Below are 21,952 nucleotides of genomic sequence, written 5' to 3'. Positions count from 1 at the left end.
AATTGCTTCTCCTGGTTGTATTTGTTCGTGCCTGCCTTGCGACAGCCCGGGCATTCTGGGCAGCGGCTGTATCGACCACAAGGTTGGGCGCCCTAGAACGCGACTCGGCCGCTGGTCGAAGTGCCAACAAGTACCGATCTCGCTTGAAGATTTTTGTCGGTGAGTGCGCCCCAAGGCCCTGCGGTGAGCATCGCCGGCAAGCAAGCACCGCAAAGGCCGCACCGCACCACAGGCCGCACAATGCGCCCATCGCCCGTGCGCACACTGCTGCGAGCCGCACTCGCCCTCGATCCATGTCCGTCCCCCGCCCCGACCTAGCCAAGACAACTTTCGGCGTACTCACGCTGGCCCTCCTCATCGCCTCCTCCCTCTGGATCCTCCGCCCCTTCCTGGGCGCCACGATCTGGGCCGCGATGGTGGTGGTGGCGACCTGGCCCGCCTTCCTCTGGATCCAGGCGCGCCTGTGGAGGCGGCGCAGCCTCGCGGTGCTGGCGATGGTGGTGATCCTGCTGCTGCTGTTCGTGCTGCCGCTCACGCTGGCGATCTCGACCATCGCCTCCAATGCGGAGGAAGTCGTCACCTGGGTGCGCAAGCTGATCAGCCAGGGCCCGCCCACGCTGCCCGGCTGGGTGCAGCGCCTGCCGCTGGTCGGGTCGCGGCTGACGGAGGCCTGGAACGAGCTGGTGGCCGCAGGCGTGTCGGGGCTGGAGGCCCAGGTCACGCCCTATATCCGGCAGGTCACCTCGTTCGTGCTCGCACAGGCCGGCGTGCTGGGGGCGCTGACGCTGCAGTTCCTGCTGACGGTGGTGATCGCTGGGATGATGTACGCAGGCGGCGAGTCGGCGGCCGAGGTGGTGCGGCGCTTCGGCTTCAAGCTGGGCGGGCAGCGCGGGGAAGATGCCGTGGTGCTGGCCGGCAAAGCCATCCGCGGCGTGGCGCTGGGGGTGGGGGTGACCGCGATCGTCCAGGCGGTGGTGGGCGGCATCGGGCTGGCGATCGCGGGGGTGCCGTTCGCGGCACTGCTCACGGCGGTGATGTTCATGCTGTGCCTCGTGCAGGCCGGGCCGACGCTGGTGCTGGCGCCGGCGACCATCTGGGTGTTCTGGAGCGGCAACACGGGCTGGGGCATTTTCCTGCTGGTGTGGACCATCATCGTGGGGACGATGGACAACTTCCTGCGCCCGCTACTGATCCGCCGCGGCGCCGACCTGCCGCTGGTGCTGATCTTCGCGGGGGTGATCGGCGGGCTGCTGGGCTTCGGGCTGGTCGGGATCTTCGTGGGGCCGGTGATGCTGGCCGTGTCGTACACGCTGGTCGACGCCTGGCTGCGCGACGAGGAGCCGCTGCCGGTCGAGGCCGATGCCGCGCAGCAGTAGGCAGGCCGGGGCGTAGCGGCATTCTTCTCTCCTCCACGCGAGTGAGATTCGGGCTTTCAAGCGCGCAGGGCAGCTGAGATACTCGGCGCGCGCCTGCGCTCGAACTGACAACGACTCCTGCCAGGCCGCCACCCTGGAGGGAAGCACCCGTGAGCAAGCTGCTTGAGCAAGTCACGGCCCGCCGCCGGGCCCTGGGCATTCGCAACCTTCCCGCAGACGGCTCGGCCCTCTGGGGCCTGGCGCTGTCGGGCGGCGGCATTCGCAGCGCGACCTTCTGCTTCGGGCTGCTGCGCAGCCTGGCGCGCAACCGGCTGTTGCTGCGCTTCGATCTGCTGTCGACGGTATCGGGCGGCGGGTACATCGGCAGCATGCTGGGGCGGCTGTTCTCGCGCGGCACGCGGCGCACGGACATGTTCCGGGTGCAGCAGGCGCTCGGCGAAATACAGGCCGGCTGGTTCGTCTGGTGGCTCCGCGCGAACGGGCGCTACCTGATCCCGCGCGGCATGCGCGACACGCTGTTCGTGGCGTCCCTCTTCTTCCGCAACCTGGTCGCGATCCACTTCGAGTTCGCGCTGATCGTGCTGGCCATTACGCTAGTGCTCGACGTGGTGATCCTGCATGCCTGGCAGGGATTGGCGGCGCTGGGCGCGGCCGCCTCCGACCCGGTGTTCGCGCTGCTGCAAGACCTGCCCGCCTGGGCGCCGCTGTGGATTCCGGTGGTGTGGCTGGCGCTGCCGCTGGTCTTCATGGTGGGCGCCTGGCGGGCGGCGGCCTACTGGGCCATCCCGTGGGTGGACGCGACCCCGCGGCGCTGGCTGATCGCTGCCTGGCTGGGAAGCCTGGCCTTGACCTGCGGGCTGTGCTGGTGGTACTTGCAGTTCGAAGGCAGCCATCGACCGGTGGGGCAGGTGCTCAGGAGCACCTTGCTCGTCATGACCATTGCACTGCTGGCACTGTGGCTTGCGGCGATGCCGGTGGCAGCCAACTTCCTGTGGCGCTCCAAGGACCAGGGAGGCCTGCGCTCCGAAGCCGCACGCACCTATGTGACGCGGGCGCTGGCCAAGACCTTCGAGCTGTTCAGCGCCATCGTGTTGGTGGGTCTGATCGACCGCTGCGCATGGTTCCTGGCCTTCGAGCTGGAGCCGCTCACCGAGACGGGCCAGGGCGTGGCGGGCCTGTGGCTGGCCATTGCCGCGGCCGTGATCCGCGCGGTGCTGCCGCTGGCCTCGAAGCTGCTGCCCTCGAGCCCGGGCACGAGCGTGGTGCTGGCTGTGGGGCGCTTGCTGGGCTATGCGCTGGTGTTCCTGCTGTGCGTGTGGTGGGCTTCGCTGGCGCACAAGATGGTGCTGGGCGCGCTCTTCACGCCCGAAGGGATTTCCTACGGCAGCGGGTGGCTGGCTTGCCTGATGCTCGCCGTGCCGGTGCTCGGCTTCCTGCTGTTGACGGGGCAGAACGTCGAATTCCTCAACGTCTCGTCGCTGCATGCCTTCTACAAGGCGCGCATCGTGCGCAGCTACCTGGGCGCGGCGAACGGCGCGCGGTTCACCAGCGACGCTGCCGTGCCGCCGCTCATGGCGCTGGATCGTGTGCCGCAGGTGCTGCGCACCGACCACAAGATCGCTTCGGTCGACGACGTCCATGCCGACGACGACATCGCGCTGGACGCCTACCGGCCGCAGGCCCAGGGCGGGCCCATCCATATCCTCAACGTGTGCATCAACCAGACGCGCGATCCGCGCGGCGGGTTGTTCAACCAGGACCGCCGCGGGCTGGCGCTGTCGGTCGCATCCGGCGGGCTGCGCAAGGCTTCGCAGGGCGAGTGGGAAGACCTCACCGGCCCGGGGGCGTTGACGCTGGGTAACTGGGCGGCGATCTCCGGCGCCGCGGTGGCGCCGGGCCTGGGCGGGCGCACGCGCGGCGGCATCTCCGCGCTCGCCACTTTCGCCGGGGTGCGGCTGGGCTATTGGTGGGACCGAGAGGCGCGCACGGGATGCACCACGACGCCGTACCGCTTGGGGGCCAAGTCGCGCGGCGTGCTCAACGAGACCTTCGGGGTCTTCAAGGGCACGGACAAGGACGACTGGTTCCTGACCGACGGCGGGCATTTCGAGAACACGGCAGCTTATGTGCTGCTCGCCGAGCGCGCGCAAGTCATCGTGATCGCCGACTGCGGGGCGGACCCTCAGTTCCGCTTCGAGGACCTCGAGAACCTGGTGCGCAAGGGGCGCATCGACTTGCAGGCGGAGATCCTGTTCCAGAAGCCGAAGGCCAGCAAGACAGCCGCAGCGGCGGCCGCTGCCCCGCGGCGCTTCAGGACCGCGCGGCCGGCGGCTCCGACGGCTCCCCGGCCCGCGGCGCTGGAGCGCTTCGGTTCGCTGGACGATCTGGAATCGGCGACGAGCAGCGCTTGCCTCGCGCTGGCGAAGGTGCAGTACGCGGATGCGGGCGCAAGCACCGGCATCCTGATCGTGATCAAGCCGAATGTGTGCGCGGGGCTGCCGGTCGACCTGATGAACTTTAAGCGGCAATACCCGGAGTTTCCGCAGCAGGCGACGTCGGACCAGTTCTTCTCCGAAGCGCAGTGGGAAAGCTACTTTCATCTGGGCAGCTTCCTGGGCCAGCACCTGGACCGCGTGTTCATCGAAGCGCTGCTGGCGAATGCAGACGCATGGTTCGAGGACGACGAGTGCTCGCCATTTGTTGCAGCGAAGGCGGCTGCGCCCGCCGCCGGCACCTCAACGCCGGCCGGCAACGGACGCGTCGGAACGCGCATTGCCTCGGCGGCAAGCGGTGTGACGGCCGTGGGCGCAACACTCAGCCTGAGCGCTGCAGCGACGGTGGGGGTGGCGGCGTGGCAGGCCATCGAGTCGACCAAGAGCAGCTACACCCGGCAGAGCACGGACGAGCGTGGCGCGATGAAGGAGCTCACGGACCTGTGGACCAAGGCCGCGGCGGCCAAGGACGAAGAGAGGCCGGCGGCAGCGAACACGCTGGCCGCCGCATTGCTGCGCACGGCGGACAGCCTTTGCCCGGCCGGCGGCGCCGACTGGTTCGCGCGCTCCGACCTGGCGGTGCGCATCGACAGCGCGGCGCGCGAACTCTGCGCGGCGATCCCCGGCAACAAGCCCGCCGCCTGTGGCGCGCTGCTGAACGCGGCGCAAGGCCGGGATGCGGGCAGCCGCACGACCTGCCTCGCGCCGGGGCCGGAGGTGATCAGCGTCAAGCCGCCGCCGCGCTACTGGATCTACGACTACACGGGGGCGGGCAACGCCACGAACGCCCATCCTTGCGACCCCGTGGTGGCCCAGCGCGAAGACGCACAGCGGCAGGCGTTGAACATGGGCGCGCTGCCGCGGCCGGAGTGCAGCTTCGCAGGGCGCTTCTCGGGCCTGCTGGACAGCTTGCCGCCTGCTGCGGCCGGCACCAGCCCGGGCTCGCCGGCGCCTGGCGGGGGGCCGTGCAACGACATCACCCTCTTCCGGCAGATCTACCGGCCGGAGCAACGCGCAACCGCGGAGGGCTATGCCGCAGACTGGGGACGCCTCGGCGCGAAGCTCGCACCGATCGAGGACGTGGTGGCGACGGCGCACTCACGCGGCTTCGCCAGCCCGCCCGTGGTGTCGAAAACCACGGTGCGATTTCATGATCTCGATGCCGTGACGTGCGCTCGCGCCTTGGCGGGTGCAGTCAAGCAAGGTGGCTGGGCCGTGGAACCGCTGCCGGCTCAATATCGCCCGAGGGCAAGGACGGTCGAGGTCTGGTTCGTGCCCCCGCCGCCCGCACCGAGCCAGCCGCCTGCTGCGGCGCCGCCATCGGTCAAGGCGGCACCGCCGCCGGTCAGGGAATCACAGACGCCGAAGTGAGCAGGCGTCAACCTGGCCGGGCCATCTCCACGCACAGGTCGAAGGCGCGTTGCAGGCCCTCGACGTTTGCCACGCCCTTGCCGGCGATGTCGAAGGCGCTGCCGCTCGCCGATGTCGCCACCGGCACGGGCAGGCCGCCGTGCAGGGTCACGCCCTGCTCGAAGCCCATGAGCTTCATCGCGATCTGGCCTTGGTCGTGGTACATCGAGACGACAGCGTCGAAGTCGCCGCGTCGGGCGCCGATGAAGACGGTGTCGGGCGAGTAAGGGCCGCGCGCATCGATGCCCTGCGACTGCAAGGCGCGCACGGCGGGCTCGATAATGTCGATCTCCTCGCGGCCGATGGAGCCGCCATCGCCGGCATGCGGGTTGAGGCCCGAGACGGCAATGCGCGGCGCCTTGACGCCGGCACTGACCAGCGCGTCGCGGATGATGTGCACGGCGTCCTGCACGGCCGGGCCGGTGATGAGCGATGCGACCTCCTTCAGCGGCACGTGCGAGGTGACGCGCGAGGTCCACAGGCTGCCGGTGATGTTGAACTCGCAGACGAAGCCCGGCACCTCGAAGCGCTCCTGCATGTAGCGCAGCTCGTCTTCGTGTTCGAGACCGCCCAGTCGCAACGAGTGCTTGTTGAGCGGCGCGAAGACGATGCCCTGGACCTGCTTGCGCCGCACCGCCTCGGTGGCGAGCTGCATGGCTTCGAAGGAGGCACGGCCCGAATGCACATTCGATTCGCCGAGCACGGGCGGACGGCCCTGCATCGTGTTCTGCACCAGCAGGCTCACGCGTCCGGGCTCGAAGCGCAGCGCGTCGAGGCTGTCGAGCCGCAAGGGGTTCAGACGCAGGTCGGCAATGCGTTCGCCGCTTTCCAGCACCAGCGGATCGGCAATCAGCAGCAGTTCGGCCGCGTCGAGGTTCTGCGCGCGGGCGAGCAGCTTGACGGCCATTTCGGGGCCGATGCCGCTGGGGTCGCCGAGCAGCAGCGCGATTCTGGGTTTCATCGACATCCTTTGCTTCTCTTTTCATTCGGCCCGCATGCCGGTGTCGCGCACCAGCTTGCCGTAGCGCTCGAACTCGCTGCGGTTCATCTCGGCGAAGGGCTCGATGCCCATGGCCGTGATCTCGCCGCCCAGCCCCTTGATGCGCTCCTGCACCTCGGGCATCTTCAGGCTCTGGGACAGCTCGGCGGCAAGGCGCTCGACGGCGGCGCGCGGCGTGCCGGCGGTGACGAAGAGGCCATACCAGGTGTTGACGTCGGCGCCCTGCACGCCGGCTTCGGCCAGCGTGGGGACGTCCGGCAGCTCGGCCATGCGCCTGGGCGCGGCGATGGCCAGCGGACGGAGCTTGCCGTTGCGGATCTGGCCCATGGCCGAGGAGGTGCTGTCGAACATCATCTCGACCTGGCCGCCGATGATGTCCACGTGCGCCTGCGAGCTGCCGCGGTAGGGCACGTGGATGGCCTTGGTGCCGGTGACCAGCGCGAAGGCCTCGCCAGCCACGTGCTGGGTGCTGCCGATGCCCGACGACGCATAGCGCAGGGCGCCGGGCTTGGCGCGCATGGCGGCGACCAGTTCCTTCACATCCCGGTAGGGCGAGTTGGCGGGCACCACCAGCACGTTGGGCATGACGGCCACCAGGCCGACGGGCTGCAGGTCCTTGAGCGGGTCGTACTTGAGCTTGAGCAGGTGCGGCGCCACCGCCTGGCCGGTGTTGGTGGCCAGCAGCAGCGTGCTGCCGTCGGCCTGGGCGCGCGCGGTGAGCTCGGCCGCGATGGTGTTGGAGGCGCCGGGGCGGTTCTCGACCACGACGGGCTGCTTGAGCGCGGGGCTGAACTTGTCGGCCAGCATGCGCGCCAGGATGTCGGTGCCGCCGCCGGGCGAGGCGCCGACCAGGATGCGCAGGGGCTTGTCGGGGTAGATGGCGTCGGCCATCGCCGCATGCGGGGCGGCGATCAGGCTCGCGGCGGCCAGGCCGCAGAAGGCGGCGCGGCGCAACTGGCGCTGGAAGGTCATGGGGCTTGTCTCCGTTGTCGTGGTCGTCGTAGTACTGGCTCGATGAGGACCAGCTTAGGGATGCTCGCCATTCCAATCCAATCGAATGTTCTGAAGAATTCATATACGCACGTATATGGCCCAGCCAGCCCCGATCTCCCGCCCTGGCGCCTGCTGCGCGGCTGCGCGCGCGCAATGGGTGCTGCTGGCGCTGCTGGACCAGCACCGCAACCTCGGCCGTGCCGCGGCGGCGATGAGCATCAGCCAGCCGGCCGCGACCAAGCTGCTGCAGCAGCTGGAAGAGACCTTCGCGGTGCCGCTCTTCACCCGCGTGGCGCGCGGCATGACGCCCACGCCCTACGGCGAGGCGCTGGTGCGCCATGCCCGCTGGGTGCTGACGGACTTCGATGCGGTGTGCCAGGAGGTGGAGGCGCTGCGCTCGGGGCTGAGCGGCGCGCTGCGCATCGGCAGCGTGCCGGGGGCGGTGCCCGAGCTGCTGGCACCGGCGCTGGTGGCCTATCAGAAGCAGCACGAGCGCGTGGCGGTGAGCGTGGTGGTGGACACGAGCGACGTGATGCTGCGCCAGCTCGCGCGCGGGGAGGTCGACCTGATGCTGGGGCGGCTCACCGAGGACCACAGCGCGGAGGCCTTCGACTGCGCGCCGTTGCTGGGCGAGCCGCAGGTGGTGGTGGTGCGCAAGGGGCATCCGCTCTGCCGGCGCAAGGCGCTCGCGTTGCGCGACCTGGTCGACTGGCCCTGGCTGCTGCAGCCGCCGGGCTCGCCGCAGCGCGGGCGCTTCGAGGCGGCGCTGCGCGAAGCGGGCATCCAGCAGCGGCTGAAGGTCACCGAGACGGCCTCGCCGATCGCGATGACGGCGCTGCTGGAGCATTCGGACATGGCGGCCGTGATGCCGGCTTCGCAGGCGGCGCACTACGGGCGGCTGGGCCTGCTGCGGGTGCTGCCGGTGGAGCTGCCGATCCGCGTGCCGCCGATCTACCTGATCACGCGCCGGGCGCACAGCCTGTCGCCGGCGGCTGCGGCCTTCATTGCGCTGCTGCGGCCTTCGAACTTGAGGGGGGCTGAACCACCCTCACCCCAGCCCTCTCCCGCCAGCGGGAGAGGGAGGAATACCAGACCGCTCTCCTCGGCGCGCGAAAGTTAAGGGAGGAATGCCGCTCAGCTTGCGCTGCGGCGGTAGAAGGCGAGCGAGCCGGCCAGGGCCAGCAGGGCGCCGCCGCAGCAGCGGTCCAGCCACAGCACGGCGCGCCGGCGCAGCAGCTTGACGGCGCGCGCGCCGATCACGGCATAGGCCAGCATCACGGAGAAGTCCAGGCCCGCGAACACGATGCCGATGGCCGCGTACTGCGGCCACTGCGGCGCGCTGGGGTCGATGAACTGCGGCATCAGCGCGGAGCAGAACAGGTAGCCCTTGGGGTTGGTCACGGCCACGAGGAAGGACTTGGCGAAGATGGCGCGCGGGCTGCCACGGCCGTCGGCCGCACCCTGCTGCGAGAGATCGAGCCCGCCCTGCGAGCGCAGCAGGCGAAAGCCCAGCCAGGCCAGGTAGGCCGCGCCCACCCACTTGAGCACCGAGAACCAGAACTCCGAGGCGGCCAGCAACGCGCCCAGGCCCACCGCCACGGCGCCCACCAGCACGAAGTCGGAGGCAACCGCGCCCAGCATGCCGGGCAGCGCGCGGCGCACGCCGAAGCGCGAACCGTTGGCCAGGGCCAGGAGCACGGTGGGGCCGGGGGTGGCGATGGCGATCAGCGCCACGAGCGCGAAGACGAGCAGGGTCGGGGTGTTCATGCTGGGGAGCTCCTCGGGTCGGGCGAGCATGATATTCCTCGGGCCGCCGGCACGGCGAGCCGCCCGCTCAGGTTGTCCGCCTTGCGCCGGGCTGGGCAATCCCTTACCCTGGACCGCCAACCGGGCGGCGCTTGCGTTCCCATCGGCCGCCCGCAGCGCCACGCAAGGCGCAAAGGAGATGTCCATGCCAAGCCGATCGAACGGCCTCGTGGCCGAAATGGAAGCGGTGCGAACCCTGGCGTTCGTCGGTCCGTCCGCCGCGGGCAAGACCACGCTGGCCGAGGCCCTGCTGCTCAAATCCGGCGCCATCGGTGCGCCGGGCAGCGTGGAGCGCGGCAGCACGGTGAGCGACTTCGACCCGCTCGAGCGGCGAATGCAGCACTCGCTCAATTCCTCGGTGATGCACCTCCCGCATGCAGGCACGCGCATCCACCTTCTCGACACACCCGGCGGCGCCGACTTCCTCGGCCAGAGCCTGCCGGCGCTGGAGGCGGTGGAGACGGCGGCCGTGGTGATCAACGCGGCGACCGGCATCGAGCAGATGGCGGTGCGCATGATGGAGCATGCGGCGGCACGCAATCTGGCACGCATGGTGATCGTCAACAAGATCGACTCGCAGGGCGTGGACATGGCGGGGCTGCTGGCGCAGATCCAGGCCACCTTCGGCCGCGAGTGCCTGCCGGTCAACCTGCCCGACGACGGCGGCACGAAGGTGCTCGATTGCTTTTACAACCGCGAAGGCGGCTGCAAGATGGGCGACGTGGAATCGGCGCACCGCGCGCTGGTCGAGCAGGTGGTGGAGGTGGATGCGGCCTTCGTCGACCGCTATCTCGAGGAGGGCGACGTCGACCCGAGCGAGCTGCATGCGCCGCTGGAGCAGGCGCTGCGCGAGGGGCACCTGATCCCGGTGTGCTTCGTCTCGGCGCGCAACGGGGCCGGGCTCGGCGAGCTGCTGGACGTGATCGTCAAGCTGCTGCCCGATCCGACCGAGGCCAATCCGCCGGCCTTCCTGGTCGGCGAGGGCGAGGACGCCAAGCCGATGGAGGCGAAGCCCGATCCCTCGGCGCACGTGCTGGCGCATGTGTTCAAGGTCACGGTCGATCCGTACGTGGGCAAGATGGGCATCTTCCGGGTGCACCAGGGCACCCTCACACGCGACAGCCAGCTCTTCATCGGCGACGGCCGCAAGCCTTTCAAGGTGAACCACCTGTTCATGCTGCAGGGCAAGGAATACACGGAGGTGTCGCGCGCGCTGCCGGGCGACATCGTGGCGGTGGCGAAGGTGGAGGACATCCACTTCGACGCCGTGCTGCACGACGCGGCCGAGGACGACCACGTCCACCTCGCGGCGCTGGACTTCCCCATTCCCGTGCACGGCCTTGCGATCGAGCCGCAGCGGCACGGCGACGAGCAACGGCTGTGGGAGATCCTGGGCAAGCTGGTCGACGAAGACCCGTGCCTGCGCGTGGAGCATGTGGCTGCCACTAACGAGACCATTGTCTACGGCCTGGGCGAGCTGCACCTGCGCGTGCTGCTGGAGCGGCTGCGCGACGTGTACCGCTTCGAGGTCAACACGCGGCCGCCGCGCATCGCCTACCGCGAGACGGTGACGGCGCCGGCCGAGGGCCACCATCGCCACAAGAAGCAGACCGGCGGCGCCGGCCAGTTCGGCGAGGTCTTCCTGCGCGTGGAGCCGCTGGCGCGCGGCACGGGCTTCGAGTTCAAGGACGAGGTCAAGGGCGGGGCGATTCCGTACCAGTTCATCCCGGCCGTCGAGAAGGGCGTGCGCGAGGTGCTGGAGCACGGCGCGATCGCGGGCTACCCGGTGGTGGACGTGCGGGTGACGGTCTACGACGGCAAGAGCCACAGCGTGGACAGCAAGGACATCGCCTTCGCCACCGCGGGGCGCAAGGCCTTCATCGCGGCCATTCAGGAGGCGCGGCCGATCGTGCTGGAGCCGGTGGTGAAGATCGACATCGCCGCGCCCGACGGCGCAATCGGCGACATCACCGGCGACCTGTCGTCGCGGCGCGGGCTGGTCACCGGCACCGCCAACGCGGCGGCGGGGACGGTGCTGGTGCGCGGCCAGGTACCGATGTCGGAACTTTCGGGCTACCAGTCGCGGCTCAATGCGATGACCAGCGGCCAGGGGCGCTACACCATCGAGCTGTCGCACTACGAGGCGGTGCCGCCCACGACGCAGCAGCAGCTGACGTCGCAGCACAAGGTGCGCGACACGGAGTGAGGCGACGCGCCCCTGCCCCTTCAAAGGGGTGGATGGCGGCGCGATCTTCGTTGCGTATTCGAAACCCGCCTACACCGGGTTAGGCGCGCCGCGCCTATGAAGGAGGCGCTGGAACGAGGAGTCCTCATGGAACTGAAATCGTGGCTCGCAAAGCTCAAGGAAGCGGACGCGCGCCGGCCCGACCTGCCGGGCGAACACCTGATCGTGCTGGCGACAGGGGTGCTGCTGCTGATGGCGACCGGGCGCAGCCGCTCGCTGATCGGCCGGGCGCTGGTCGCCGCCGCGGCCGGCGCCTTCATCGGCCGCGCGGCCAGCGGCACGGGCGGCGTGGCGCGGCTGGCGGCCCTGCTGGAGGAGTTTCGCGGCGCCCGGCGGCCGCAACAAGGAGAGCCCCGATGATCCTGAAGCAAGAGTTGCTGCTTCGCCTTCTACGTTTGAACTGCGCATTTCTGGTGGCGGGCGCCATCGTGATGGCGCTGGCGGCCTGCAGCGAGAGCGAGAAGGCAGAAACCCGGAAGAGCGTCGATACCGCGGTCGAGAAGACGGAAGATGCAACCGTCGCTGCCGCGCGCAAGGCCGCCGACCTGGCGGAGAAGGCCCGCGACAACACGGTGAACTACTTCAAGTCGCCGGACGTGAAGGAAGACATCGACGCAGCCAAGCAGGCCCTGAAGAACGCCGGCAGCGGGCTGGGCGTGTCAGCCAACGACACGGCGGTCACCGCCTCGGTGTCGGCCGCGATCGCGCGAGACCCGGAACTCGGTCCGCGGCAGATCGAGGTGGCGTCGAAGTCCGGTGCGGTGAAGCTGAGTGGCTCGGCGCCGAGCGCCGAGGCGAAGTCGCGCGCCGAGCAGATCGCGCGCACGGTGAGCGGCGTCGACTCGGTCGACAACCGGCTCACGGTGACGAACTGAATCAGCGCCTCAGAGCATCAGCGCCACGGCGGCTTCGAGATGCTCCGAGGGCTGGCGCCGGAAGCCCGAGCGCGCGAAGCGCTGCAGGCGCCCCACGACGAAGGCCGTGAGCGCGGAAGCGCGCACCTGCGCATCGACGCTGGGCGTGGCCGAGCCCTCGGCCGCGGCCGCGCCGCGCAGGGCCTGGCGCAGGGTGGCCTCGATCTTGTCGAAGAACTGGTTCATGCGGTTTTGCAGGCGCTCGTTCTCGTAGACCAGCGCGTCGCCGACCATCACGCGGGTCATGCCCGGGTTCTTCTCTGCGAACTGGACAAGCATGGCGATGATGCGCGCGGCCTGCTCCTGGCCCGGCGCGGAGCGCTCGGTGATCTGGTTGATGAGGGTGAAGACGCTCTGCTCGATGAAGTCGATCAGGCCCTCGAACATCTGCGCCTTGCTGGCGAAGTGGCGGTACAGCGCGGCCTCGCTCACCTCGAGCCGGGCGGCCAGGGCCGCGGTCGTGACGCGCTCGGCGCCGGGCTGCTCCAGCATGGCGGCCAGGGCCTGGAGAATCTGCACGCGCCGCTCGCCCGGCTTGGGACGTTTGCGCGTCGGCGCTGCTGCTGCCACCGGCTCGGAACTCACGGAACTCAGCGGCGCGCCTGGGGCGCTCGTCTCGTCATCGTTCTGCATGGGCACGTGCAAAATGTAAAAAAATGATTCTCGCACAGCGACGTGAGCGCGTGCCAACCGGACATCCACTGTACGTCGCGCAGAATCAACGGGATTTTTTAACGATTGGCGAGAAAGAACGATGAGCCCAACGATTCTGGTGACCGGCGGGGCCGGCTTCATCGGCAGCCACACCTGCGTGGCGCTGGCGGCGGCAGGCTATGTGCCGCTGATCCTCGACAACCTCGGCAACAGCGACGTGCGCGTGCTCGACCGGCTGGCCCGGATCATCGGCACGGCGCCGCGTTTCGTCGAGGGCGACGTGCGCGACCGCGCCCTGCTCGACCGTGTGTTCCGCGAGGAGACGATCGGCGGCGTGATCCATTTCGCCGGCCTCAAGGCGGTGGGCGACTCGGTGGCGGACCCGATCACCTACTACCAGAACAATGTGCACGGCAGCTTCGTGCTGACCGAGGCGATGCAGGCGGCGGGCGTGCGCACGCTGATCTTCTCTTCCTCGGCCACGGTGTACGGCGACCCGGACAGTTCGCCGATCCCCGAGAGCGCGGCGCTGCGGCCGGCCAATCCCTATGGCCGGTCGAAGCTGATGGTGGAAGACGCGCTGCGCGACCTGCACCGTGCGCACCCGGCCTGGCGCATCGCGCTCCTGCGCTACTTCAACCCGGTGGGCGCGCACGAGAGCGGGCTGATCGGGGAGCACCCACAGGGCAAGCCCAACAACCTGATGCCCTTCGTGAGCCAGGTGGCGGTCGGGCTGCGCGACAAGCTCTCGGTACACGGCGGCGACTACCCGACGCCGGACGGCACCGGCGTGCGCGACTACGTACACGTGATGGATCTGGCCGAGGGGCACGTGGCGGCACTGCGCCATGCCGAGAAGCAGCCGGGCCTGGTCACGCTGAACCTGGGCACGGGCCAGGGCGCCTCGGTGCTCGACGTGGTGAAGGCCTTCGAGCGTGCCAGCGGCAAGACCATTGCCTACGAGATCGGGCCGCGGCGACCGGGCGACGTGCCGGCCTACTGGGGCGACCCGGCGCTCGCCGAGTCGCTGCTGGGCTGGCGCGCGCGGCGCGGGCTGGACCAGATGTGCGAGGACAGCTGGCGGTGGCAGGAGGGGAATCCGAAGGGCTATACCTGAAAGCCTGACGGCCGCCAGCTGAACGGCCCGGGCTCTTTTCACTGGAAATTCCGATTTCCAGGAATTACCCTGAAAAGCCTTTCAGGACAATAACTTAGAGACCCTCAACGGGCCCGGATCATGGTCCCGTAGGCCTGGTCCGTGAGGATTTCCAGCAGCATCGCATGCGGCACCCGCCCGTCGATGATGTGCACCGCGTTGACGCCGCTCTTGGCCGCATCGAGCGCGCCCTCGATCTTCGGCAGCATGCCGCCGGAGATGGTGCCGTCGGCGAACAGGTCGTCGATCTCGCGGGCGCTGAGGTTGGTGAGCAGCTTGCCATCCTTGTCGAGCACGCCGGGCGTGTTGGTCAGCAGCATCAGCTTCTCGGCCTTGAGCACGATGGCCAGCTTGCCGGCCACCACGTCGGCGTTGATGTTGTAGCTCTCGTTCTCCTCGCCGAAGCCGATCGGGCTCACGACGGGGATGAAGGCGTCGTCCTGCAGCGCCTTCACCACGCCCGGATCGATGGCGACGATGTCGCCCACTTGGCCGACGTCGTGCTCGATGTTCGGGTCGTTGCGGTCCGCCATCTTGAGCTTCTGGGCGCGGATCAGGCCGCCATCGCGGCCGGTCAGGCCGACCGCCTTGCCGCCGGCCTGGTTGATCAGGCCCACGATGTCTTGCTGCACCTCGCCGGCCAGCACCCACTCGACGACTTCCATGGTCTCGGCGTCGGTCACGCGCATGCCCTGGATGAAGTGGCCCTTCTTGCCGAGCCGGTTGAGCGCCGCCTCGATCTGCGGGCCGCCGCCGTGGACCACCACGGGGTTCATGCCGACCAGCTTGAGCAGCACCACGTCTTCCGCGAAGTCGGCCTGCAGGGCCGGGTCGGTCATGGCGTTGCCGCCGTACTTGATGACGATGGTCTTGCCGTGGAACTTGCGGATGTAGGGCAGCGCCTGGGCCAGGATCTCGGCCTTGTCGCGGGGGGGAATATTGAGGACAGGATCGGTCATGGTGCTCACGCTGAAAGACGACGGGATTTTGCCGGCAAATTCGGGAAACACCGCGGAACCGGCTTTGCCGGGCCGCTGGTGTTGCCCCCGGTGAGGGGGTGGGCGGCTACACGAAGTGAGCCAACCTGGGGGAGAGCTTAGCTGCTCAGGGACGGAGCCAGCGCGGCACCTTGAAGCGCACGATCATGAAGTAGGCCAGGACGTAGGTGGCGATGAACAGCGCGCTGAAGGCCATCAGAACCGGCGTGTTGTTCCAGAACAGCACGGCCGGCACCACGGTGAGGGCCGCGAAGATCCACAGGTAGGGCGAGGTGCGGTTGTTGCGCGCCAGGAGCTGGCGGGCCTCATCGTCGGCGAAGGCGACGCGCACGATGCGGCGGAAGATCAGCTGGTGGAAATGCAGCGCGTCCGGATCGCCCGGCGATTGGCCGCGCACGAAGCGGCGGTAGACCGAGAACACCGTCTCCCAGACCGGATAGATCAGCAGCAGCATCGGGAACCACGGCGAAACCACGCGGTGCCGCTGCACCAGGGTGACCGCGGCCAGCGCGATCACCATGCCCCAGACATAGGCCCCGCCGTCGCCGGCGAAGATCTTGCCGCGCGGGTAGTTCCAGATGAGGAAGCCCGCCGTCGCGCCGACCAGGCAGATCACCATGGCGGCGAGCTGCCGATCGCCCACCTGCAGCGCCACGTGAGAGATCGCCAGGCAGACCAGGATGGCCACCGTGCCGGCCAGGCCGTTATAGCCGTCGATGATGTTGAAGGCGTGCGGCAGGCCGCCGATGGCGACGACCGCGAACAGCATGGCGGCGTAGGGCCAGGCCTGCAGCCAGCCGTCGACAAAGGGAACGCCGGTGCGCGCCACGCCGAGCTTGAGCAGCCAGCACAGCAGGAGCGCCGAGCCGATGGTGATGCCGAGCCGGTAGCGCACCGAGACGCGCTGGGTCAGGTCTTCGACGATGCCGGCGAGCACCGCCGGCGCGATGCACAGCAGCGCGATGCCGGAAACCTTGATCGGCCAGTTGACGTTGAAGGGGTCGGAAGGCAGCCCCGCCACCAGCCAGGCGACGCCGGTGCCCAGCAGCATGCCGGCACCGCCGAGCCGAGGCACATGGCCCTTGTGGAAGCGCTGCGGCATGTCGTGGCCGTAGCGCCGCGCATGGCGGCGCGCACGCCGCATGAACAGCTGCACGGCGATGGCGGAGAGGAGGAAGCTGATGACGATCAGGGGTAAGCATGGGCGTGAGGCGGGAACCCAGGAGCCTGCTCCTAGAATCCCCGGGCGAAATTAGACCATGCCCTCATCCCCACCCTCCCCGCCCGCCGTCACCGTCTCGATCGTGAGCCATGGTCAGCTCGAACTCATCCGCCCGCTGCTGGACCAGCTCGACCGCTTCAGCCGCGCCGCGACGGCCAAGGTGCTGCTCACGCTGAACATCCCCGAGCCCGATGCGCTGGCGGGCGGGCGCTGGGGCTTTCCAATCGAGCGCATCGAGAACGGCAGCCCGATGGGCTTCGGCGCCAACCACAACCAGGCCTTCGCGCGCTGCGAGACGCCGTGGTTCCTGGTGCTCAACCCCGACATCCGCTTCGACGCCGACGTGCTGGCGCCGCTGGTCGAATTCGCGCCGGCAGACGCGGGCCTGCTGGCGCCGCGCATCCTGGAGCCCGGCAAGACCACGCCGGAGCAGCACCGCGCGATCATCACGCCGCGCGAGATCCTCACGCGGCGGCGTCCGGGCTATGCGATCCCTGCCGAGCCGGCCTGGATTCCGGGCCTGTTCATGCTGTTCCGCAGCGAGGCGTACCGGCAGATCGGCGGCTTCGACGAGCGCTTCTTCATGTACGGCGAGGACTTCGACATCTGCGCGCGCCTGCGGCTGGCCGGCTGGAAGCTGTCGATCGCGGAGCATCTGCAGACTCGGCACGATGCGCAGCGCGCGAGCCACAGCAGCAAGCGGCACCTGTACTGGCACCTGACGAGCCTGCTGAAGGTGTGGAGCTCGGCGGCGTTCTGGCGCTACCGCCGGCTGGATGAGGCGTCGCGCGCCGGCAACCGCTAGTCAGCCGCGTTCCAGCAGATCCTGCGCGATGGCCTGCTTGCCGCGGCCGAAGCGCTCGTAGCGGCCGCTCGCGGCCTCGCGCAGCACCGGCAGCAGGCGCGCCAGGCGCGAGCCCGGCAGTTCGGCCCGGAAGCGCTGGTGCGCCACCTTGCCGCGCTGGGCGCTCACGATGGGCTCGGGGACCAGGCCCCGCAGCGCCAGCAGGCGATCGAGCAGCGCCTGCGCACGGCGCCAGCGCTGCATGTGCTTGCTGCCGCGCGTCTCCATGGCCTTGGCGAGCTTGTCGGCCAAGGTGGGCCGCTTGGCGCCGATCTGGTTGCTGCCGTGCTGGCGGTAGTCGATCAGGGCGTCGGGCAGCACGTCCATGCGGCCGGTGGCGGCGGCCAGCGCGGCCAGCCATTCGTCATGCACCCACTCGTCGGAAAAAGGCAGCGCCGACGCGAGCAGGCTGCGGCGGAACATGGTGGTCGCCCCGGTCACGAGGTTGCGCCGCAGGAACACGTCGAAGGCGCGGCCCTGGGCGATGGCCTCGAGCTCTCCGGGCTGCACTTCCAGCGCGTGGAACAGCGTGTCGCCCAGGGGCCGGAGCTCGCCGTCGACGAGCCGGGCATCGGTGTGCAGCAGCAGCAGCTCCGGCTGGGCCTCGAAGCGGGCCGCCATGCGTGCGAGGCGGCCCGGATGCCAGACGTCGTCCTGGTCGCTGAGGGCGATCAGCTCGTGCCGGCAGGCGCGTATCGCCTGCTCGAAGTTGCGCGTGACGCCGAGGGCCGGCTTGTTCTCGAAGACGGTGAGCGCGACGCTGGAGTCGACGCCGCAGGCCGCCATGGCCTGGCGCACGACGGCCACGCTGTCGTCGCTGGAGCCGTCATCGGACAGCACGATCTCGCGCGGCAGCGGGTCCTGCGTGCAGATGCTCTGCACCTGCGCCGGCAGGTAGCGCGCGCCGTTGCGCGTGCACAGCGCGACGGAGACTGCTGCCATCACCCGAGCGCTTCGACGCGCGGCGGCCAGGCGTAGCCGAAGTCGTCGCTGTCGACGGTCAGGTTCGGGCTGTAGGCAGGGTCATGCCGAATCACGTCGGCCCAGCGCTCCTTCATATAGGCGATTTCCCGCTCGAAGCGCTCGCGCTTGTGCGGAGCGACGTCCTCTCCCCGCGTCGCGGATTCGTGGTGCACGAGCTGCGCATACGGCGTCCACACGTTGCGAAAACCGGCTTCCCGCAGGCGCAGGCAGAAGTCCACGTCGTTGAAGGCCACTTGCAGATTGACCTCGTCGAGCCCGCCCACCTGCAGGTACGTCGCCTTGCGAATCACCAGGCAGGCTGCCGTCACGGCAGAGAAAGTCTGGATCAGCGCGGCGCGCCCGGCATAGCCGTTCAGCCCGGCCGGCAGGCCCTTGTGCGCATGCAAGGCCAGGTTGTCCTGGGCGAGCACGACGCCGCCGTGCTGCAAGGTCATGTCGGGGTACCACAGCCGCGCGCCAACCGCGCCGACGCCGGGCTGGAGCGCCAGGCTCACCATTTCGGACAGCCATTCGGGCGAGATCACTTCGATGTCGTTGTTGACCAGCGCGATGACTTCGCCCCGAGCCACCGCAACCGCCGCGTTGTTGAGCGCCGAATAGTTGAAATCGCGCTCGTCGCGCAGCACCCGGATGTTCGGTTTCTGCGAGATGGCCCGGAAATAGTCGAGGGCCGCAGGATCGTCCGACCCGTTGTCGACGAGGATGATTTCGTAGGGCGAATAGGTGGTCTTTGCGACGATCGATTCGATGCACTGGCGCACCAGCTTCAGCGCATTGCGGGTCGGAATGATCAGCGACACCAGCGGCGGCGCCTCCGGCAATGCGTAGCGTGCGCGGTATCCGATGCCGATGTACTCGGCCTTCGCTTCGACGCCCTGACGCTCGAAGTGCTCGTTCAGCGCCCGCTCGCCGGCCACGGCAGCGTAGGGTTTGGCCTTCATCGAGCGCGCAGTGCTGGCGCCGTGCACGCGCCAGTGATAGAGCACCCTCGGCACATGCCGAATCTGGTCGGCACGGACGCGCTCGACGCAACGCAGCACCAGGTCCCAATCCTGCGATCCCTCGAGGCCCACGCGAAAACCGCCGACCGCGCGCACCAGGTCGGTGGCCAGAACGCCCAGGTGGCTGAAGGTGTTCTGCGAACGGAACAGGTCGATGTTCCAGTCCGGCTTGAAGTACGGGTCGAATCGTCGACCCGCCTCGTCGATCTTGTCCTCGTCCGAGTAGATGAGCTGCACGTCCGGATGCGCAACGATGCACTCGGCCACGCAGAACAGCGCGTGCGCGGGAAGCAGGTCGTCGTGGTCCATGAGCGCGATCCACGATCCGGTCGCCAGTTCCAGCGCGCTGTTGGAGGCGGCCGAGATGTGGCCATTCTCCGGGCGCAGGACGACCTTGATTCGCGCATCGCGCTCGCTGTAGTCGCGCAGGAGCTCGCGCACCTCGACCGAAGGCGATGCGTCGTCGGCGATGCACAGCTCCCAGTTCGGATAGAGCTGTTCGCGCACCGACTCGATCGCGGCGCGCAGCCAGGCGGGATCGGGGTTGTAGCTGGGCATGAGCACCGAGATCAGCGGCCCCTCCCGCATGGCGCTCACGCGTTCGGCGATTCTTGCCCGGGCTTCGGGCGAAAGGGTGTCATGCATGCGCACCCAGTTGGCGTAGTCGCTTCGCGGCCAGGTCCGCCGACGCATTTCCCACACGACGCCGCGCCATCCGGCCCTGCGGAAGACGCGCCACGCCTGCGGAACCCGCGTCATCAGTCGCGGGCCGTGCCGGACGGCCAGTTGGGCGAGTCGGAGGAATCGGGTGAGGCGCTTCATGGGATGCTGGTGCTGGGCAAAGCCGCTTACTTGCGCGCCTCGAGGGCGGGATCGAGGAAGGTGGCCGACTGCCGGACATACGCCGCCCGAAGGTGCGTCGCGTCCTTGTAGATCGGGGCGCCGTCCGGAGTGGTTCGCAGGCACTGGCCCTCCGGCGTGCACAGGGCCGCCACGGGGTCGATGACCTTCGCGCCGCCCCGCTCCGCCACCTGTCGCAGCCGCTCGCGGAGTTGTTGCTGGCTCGGCGACACCGGCGCCCTCGGACTGACCGGCGTCGCATGCATCACACCGAGCCGGTTGCCTGCGACGCGCGTGCGCGGCTCGAAGTCGGGGCCGACGGGTATGGTCAGCTGCAGATAGACCTCCTTGCCGGCCGCGCGCAGCAATCGAATGAACAACTCCAGCGACTCCATCGAGCGCGGAATGCCGTCACCGCCGCGCAGCGGATGGCGCCCCTTGACGTCCAGGTAGTAGTAGTTGTCGGGCGGAGGCGCGGCCGGGCTGGGCGCGGCGTCGCCGATGTCGAAATAGCAGGTCCAGCAGCCGCCGATCACGACCACGTCGACTTGCGAACCGAGCGCGAAGCGCTGCGTGCGGTCGAAACGCTCGCCGCACACCGGATCACGGTCTTCCAGCACATGCGGGATCGGCGGGCAGGCGCCGCGCGTGGCGAAGAACATCGTGCCGACCGAATCGGGCCGCTTTTCGGCCAGTTCGACCGCGCGCGCACCGAACTGCTCGATATGGCTGTCGCCCATCAGCAGCACGTGGGGCCGACCCTCGCCGACGCGGTAGATGGTCTCGCCCTCGACCTTGACCGTGCGCATGCCGTCCGGGTAGGCCCAATCGGCGCTTGCCGCCATGACGTCCTGCAGGCCGGGATCGTCGTTGCGCGAGGGGAGCACGCGCCCAAGGGCCAGCGCTCCCACGAAGGCCACGAGGACCATGCTCCCCGCGAGGCCGCGCACGACGGATGCGCCTTGGTGCCTGCGAAGCCGCAGCTCGACGTAGCGGTAGGTGACCCAGGCCAAAGCGATCGCCGCAACGACCGCCGCAATGCGCACGATGCGCGTCGGATCGCTCCCGTTCTCCAGTACGCGCGCATAGGCCAGCAAGGGCCAGTGCCAGAGGTAAAGCGGATAGCTGATCAGCCCGAACCAGACTGCGATGCGCGATCCGAGCAGCCGCCGATTGATCCAGGCGCCGGGTCCGGCCGAAATGCACAGGCAGGCGCCGAGCACGGGCAGAAGCGCCCACCACCCCGGAAAGGCCTTGGTGCGCTGGATGAGCAGCACCCCGAGAACGATCAGCAGGAGCCCGCCCACGCTGCGCAGCTCGCGCCTGTACCAGTTGCGATGCGGCTCGCGTCGCAGCGCGTTCCATGCCAGCAAGGCGCCGGCCCCCAGCTCCCACATGCGCGGCAGCGGCGAATAGAAGGTGGCGGTGGGATGGCGATGGACCGCGTACACATTGAGCAGGAAGGACAGCCCCGTCGCCACCCACATCCAGGTGCCGAGATGGCGCCCCTGCCCGCCCCTGAAGCGCCAGGCCAGGCCGAGAAACACGGGCCAGAAGATGTAGAACTGCTCTTCCACCGCCAGCGACCACAGGTGCAGCAGCGGCTTGCCCTCGGCGGTGGTGTCGAAGTAGCCAGCCTCGTTCCACAGCGCCAGGTTGACCACGAAGCCGGCGCTCGCCAGCAGGTGCTTGCCGAGCTGGCGGAACTCGTCCGCGAGCAGTGCATACCAGCCGAAAGCGAGGGTCGCGGCCACCACGACCAGCAGGGCCGGGAAGATGCGCCGGATGCGCCGCGCATAGAACTCGCGGTAGCTGAAGCCCGCTCCGGCCAGGCTGCCGAAGATGATCGTGGAAATCAGGTAACCAGAAATGACAAAAAAGATGTCGACGCCGATGAACCCGCCCTTGACCCAGTGCGGAAAGGCGTGGAAGCCCACGACCGAGAGCACCGCGATCGCGCGCAGGCCATCGATGTCCGGCCGGTACTTTGGGTGGGCGAGGTGGGACTGTTCTTCTT

At 69.0% G+C, this 21,952-nt stretch carries 17 protein-coding genes; 8 read left to right on the top strand and 9 right to left on the bottom strand.

What is annotated here, in order from left to right; all coding sequences use genetic code 11:
* The first annotated feature begins 293 nt into the window (after positions 1-293).
* Together ydiK and GXN78_RS41265 are read left to right on the top strand one after the other, a co-directional pair.
* The gene (gene ydiK, locus GXN78_RS17025; protein ID WP_106557392.1) at positions 294-1,376 is read left to right on the top strand and encodes an AI-2E family transporter YdiK; all 1,083 of its coding nucleotides are present in this window, start codon (positions 294-296) and stop codon (positions 1,374-1,376) included.
* 149 nt (positions 1,377-1,525) lie between these two features.
* Positions 1,526-5,239 carry a patatin-like phospholipase family protein gene (locus tag GXN78_RS41265; protein ID WP_164255505.1) on the top strand — a complete coding sequence of 1,238 codons (3,714 nt, stop codon included), beginning with the start codon at positions 1,526-1,528 and terminating at the stop codon, positions 5,237-5,239.
* Positions 5,240-5,246: 7 nt separating this feature from the next.
* On the opposite strand, the gene GXN78_RS17015 is transcribed toward GXN78_RS41265, so the two are convergent.
* Both GXN78_RS17015 and GXN78_RS17010 read right to left on the bottom strand, forming a co-directional pair.
* On the bottom strand, positions 5,247-6,239 hold the full coding sequence (locus tag GXN78_RS17015; RefSeq protein ID WP_239142743.1) for a 4-hydroxythreonine-4-phosphate dehydrogenase PdxA: 993 nt from the start codon (positions 6,237-6,239) through the stop codon (positions 5,247-5,249).
* 21 nt (positions 6,240-6,260) lie between these two features.
* Positions 6,261-7,250, bottom strand: coding sequence for a tripartite tricarboxylate transporter substrate binding protein (locus GXN78_RS17010; protein ID WP_106557390.1), 990 nt, complete (start codon positions 7,248-7,250; stop codon positions 6,261-6,263).
* Positions 7,251-7,365: 115 nt separating this feature from the next.
* Between GXN78_RS17010 and GXN78_RS17005 the strand changes: the two genes are divergently transcribed.
* Positions 7,366-8,391, top strand: a complete 1,026-nt coding sequence (locus GXN78_RS17005) for a LysR family transcriptional regulator (RefSeq protein ID WP_164255504.1) — start codon at positions 7,366-7,368, stop codon at positions 8,389-8,391.
* Between the two features lie 14 nt (positions 8,392-8,405).
* Here GXN78_RS17005 and GXN78_RS17000 read toward each other — a convergent pair whose 3' ends face one another.
* Positions 8,406-9,038 (bottom strand): LysE family translocator, encoded by a 633-nt coding sequence (locus GXN78_RS17000; RefSeq protein WP_106557389.1) that lies wholly within the window; start codon positions 9,036-9,038, stop codon positions 8,406-8,408.
* Between the two features lie 184 nt (positions 9,039-9,222).
* Between GXN78_RS17000 and fusA the strand changes: the two genes are divergently transcribed.
* The 3 genes from fusA to GXN78_RS16985 all read left to right on the top strand — a co-directional run bounded on the left by fusA (position 9,223) and on the right by GXN78_RS16985 (position 12,197).
* A complete protein-coding gene (fusA, locus tag GXN78_RS16995; protein WP_106557388.1) occupies positions 9,223-11,283 on the top strand; it encodes an elongation factor G in 2,061 nt (686 codons plus the stop codon).
* A 126-nt stretch (positions 11,284-11,409) separates the two neighbouring features.
* On the top strand, positions 11,410-11,682 hold the full coding sequence (locus tag GXN78_RS16990; protein WP_106557430.1) for a hypothetical protein: 273 nt from the start codon (positions 11,410-11,412) through the stop codon (positions 11,680-11,682).
* Positions 11,679-12,197: a BON domain-containing protein gene (locus GXN78_RS16985; RefSeq protein ID WP_106557387.1), complete on the top strand. Its 519-nt coding sequence runs from the start codon at positions 11,679-11,681 to the stop codon at positions 12,195-12,197. The genes GXN78_RS16990 and GXN78_RS16985 overlap by 4 nt, the downstream gene beginning before the upstream one ends.
* Before the next feature lie 9 nt (positions 12,198-12,206).
* On the opposite strand, the gene slmA is transcribed toward GXN78_RS16985, so the two are convergent.
* Positions 12,207-12,869 (bottom strand): nucleoid occlusion factor SlmA, encoded by a 663-nt coding sequence (gene slmA / locus GXN78_RS16980; protein ID WP_106557386.1) that lies wholly within the window; start codon positions 12,867-12,869, stop codon positions 12,207-12,209.
* A 121-nt stretch (positions 12,870-12,990) separates the two neighbouring features.
* Between slmA and galE the strand changes: the two genes are divergently transcribed.
* Positions 12,991-14,007: a UDP-glucose 4-epimerase GalE gene (gene galE, locus GXN78_RS16975; RefSeq protein WP_106557385.1), complete on the top strand. Its 1,017-nt coding sequence runs from the start codon at positions 12,991-12,993 to the stop codon at positions 14,005-14,007.
* A 104-nt stretch (positions 14,008-14,111) separates the two neighbouring features.
* Here galE and argB read toward each other — a convergent pair whose 3' ends face one another.
* Both argB and GXN78_RS16965 read right to left on the bottom strand, forming a co-directional pair.
* Positions 14,112-15,005, bottom strand: a complete 894-nt coding sequence (gene argB, locus GXN78_RS16970) for an acetylglutamate kinase (protein ID WP_106557429.1) — start codon at positions 15,003-15,005, stop codon at positions 14,112-14,114.
* Positions 15,006-15,150: 145 nt separating this feature from the next.
* A complete protein-coding gene (locus GXN78_RS16965) occupies positions 15,151-16,188 on the bottom strand; it encodes a glycosyltransferase (protein WP_164255502.1) in 1,038 nt (345 codons plus the stop codon).
* Positions 16,189-16,303: 115 nt separating this feature from the next.
* On the opposite strand from GXN78_RS16965, the gene GXN78_RS16960 reads away from it, so the two are divergent.
* Positions 16,304-17,071, top strand: coding sequence for a glycosyltransferase family 2 protein (locus GXN78_RS16960; RefSeq protein WP_106557383.1), 768 nt, complete (start codon positions 16,304-16,306; stop codon positions 17,069-17,071).
* On the opposite strand, the gene GXN78_RS16955 is transcribed toward GXN78_RS16960, so the two are convergent.
* Genes GXN78_RS16955 through GXN78_RS16945 form a run of 3 tightly spaced genes read right to left on the bottom strand, consistent with a single transcriptional unit; the run spans position 17,072 to position 21,899 of the window.
* The gene (locus GXN78_RS16955) at positions 17,072-18,052 is read right to left on the bottom strand and encodes a glycosyltransferase (protein WP_181360561.1); all 981 of its coding nucleotides are present in this window, start codon (positions 18,050-18,052) and stop codon (positions 17,072-17,074) included. It abuts the gene before it with no gap.
* Entirely contained in the window at positions 18,052-19,917 is a 1,866-nt protein-coding gene (locus tag GXN78_RS16950; RefSeq protein WP_106557381.1) for a glycosyltransferase family 2 protein, read from the bottom strand. The genes GXN78_RS16955 and GXN78_RS16950 overlap by 1 nt, the downstream gene beginning before the upstream one ends.
* Before the next feature lie 26 nt (positions 19,918-19,943).
* Complete coding sequence (locus GXN78_RS16945; protein WP_343231022.1) at positions 19,944-21,899, bottom strand: acyltransferase family protein; 1,956 nt, start codon at positions 21,897-21,899, stop codon at positions 19,944-19,946.
* Positions 21,900-21,952: the final 53 nt, after the last annotated feature.

It is taken from the genome of Variovorax sp. WS11 (assembly GCF_010499245.1).
Taxonomy (GTDB): domain Bacteria; phylum Pseudomonadota; class Gammaproteobacteria; order Burkholderiales; family Burkholderiaceae_C; genus Variovorax.
The sequence above is the reverse complement of the archived record's forward strand: the minus strand, read 5'-3'. Positions and strand labels throughout refer to the sequence as shown.

Excerpts from the sequence above, each read along its gene's own strand:
- GXN78_RS16950 (WP_106557381.1), bottom strand. The coding sequence starts at position 19,917 with ATGAAGCGCCTCACCCGATTCCTCCGACTCGCCCAACTGGCCGTCCGG.
- argB (WP_106557429.1), bottom strand. The coding sequence starts at position 15,005 with ATGACCGATCCTGTCCTCAATATTCCCCCCCGCGACAAGGCCGAGATC.
- GXN78_RS16990 (WP_106557430.1), top strand. The coding sequence starts at position 11,410 with ATGGAACTGAAATCGTGGCTCGCAAAGCTCAAGGAAGCGGACGCGCGC.
- slmA (WP_106557386.1), bottom strand. The coding sequence starts at position 12,869 with ATGCAGAACGATGACGAGACGAGCGCCCCAGGCGCGCCGCTGAGTTCC.
- GXN78_RS17015 (WP_239142743.1), bottom strand. The coding sequence starts at position 6,239 with ATGAAACCCAGAATCGCGCTGCTGCTCGGCGACCCCAGCGGCATCGGC.
- fusA (WP_106557388.1), top strand. The coding sequence starts at position 9,223 with ATGCCAAGCCGATCGAACGGCCTCGTGGCCGAAATGGAAGCGGTGCGA.
- GXN78_RS17000 (WP_106557389.1), bottom strand. The coding sequence starts at position 9,038 with ATGAACACCCCGACCCTGCTCGTCTTCGCGCTCGTGGCGCTGATCGCC.
- GXN78_RS16955 (WP_181360561.1), bottom strand. The coding sequence starts at position 18,052 with ATGGCAGCAGTCTCCGTCGCGCTGTGCACGCGCAACGGCGCGCGCTAC.
- GXN78_RS16965 (WP_164255502.1), bottom strand. The coding sequence starts at position 16,188 with ATGCGGCGTGCGCGCCGCCATGCGCGGCGCTACGGCCACGACATGCCG.
- GXN78_RS17010 (WP_106557390.1), bottom strand. The coding sequence starts at position 7,250 with ATGACCTTCCAGCGCCAGTTGCGCCGCGCCGCCTTCTGCGGCCTGGCC.
- ydiK (WP_106557392.1), top strand. The coding sequence starts at position 294 with ATGTCCGTCCCCCGCCCCGACCTAGCCAAGACAACTTTCGGCGTACTC.
- GXN78_RS16985 (WP_106557387.1), top strand. The coding sequence starts at position 11,679 with ATGATCCTGAAGCAAGAGTTGCTGCTTCGCCTTCTACGTTTGAACTGC.
- GXN78_RS17005 (WP_164255504.1), top strand. The coding sequence starts at position 7,366 with ATGGCCCAGCCAGCCCCGATCTCCCGCCCTGGCGCCTGCTGCGCGGCT.
- galE (WP_106557385.1), top strand. The coding sequence starts at position 12,991 with ATGAGCCCAACGATTCTGGTGACCGGCGGGGCCGGCTTCATCGGCAGC.
- GXN78_RS16960 (WP_106557383.1), top strand. The coding sequence starts at position 16,304 with ATGCCCTCATCCCCACCCTCCCCGCCCGCCGTCACCGTCTCGATCGTG.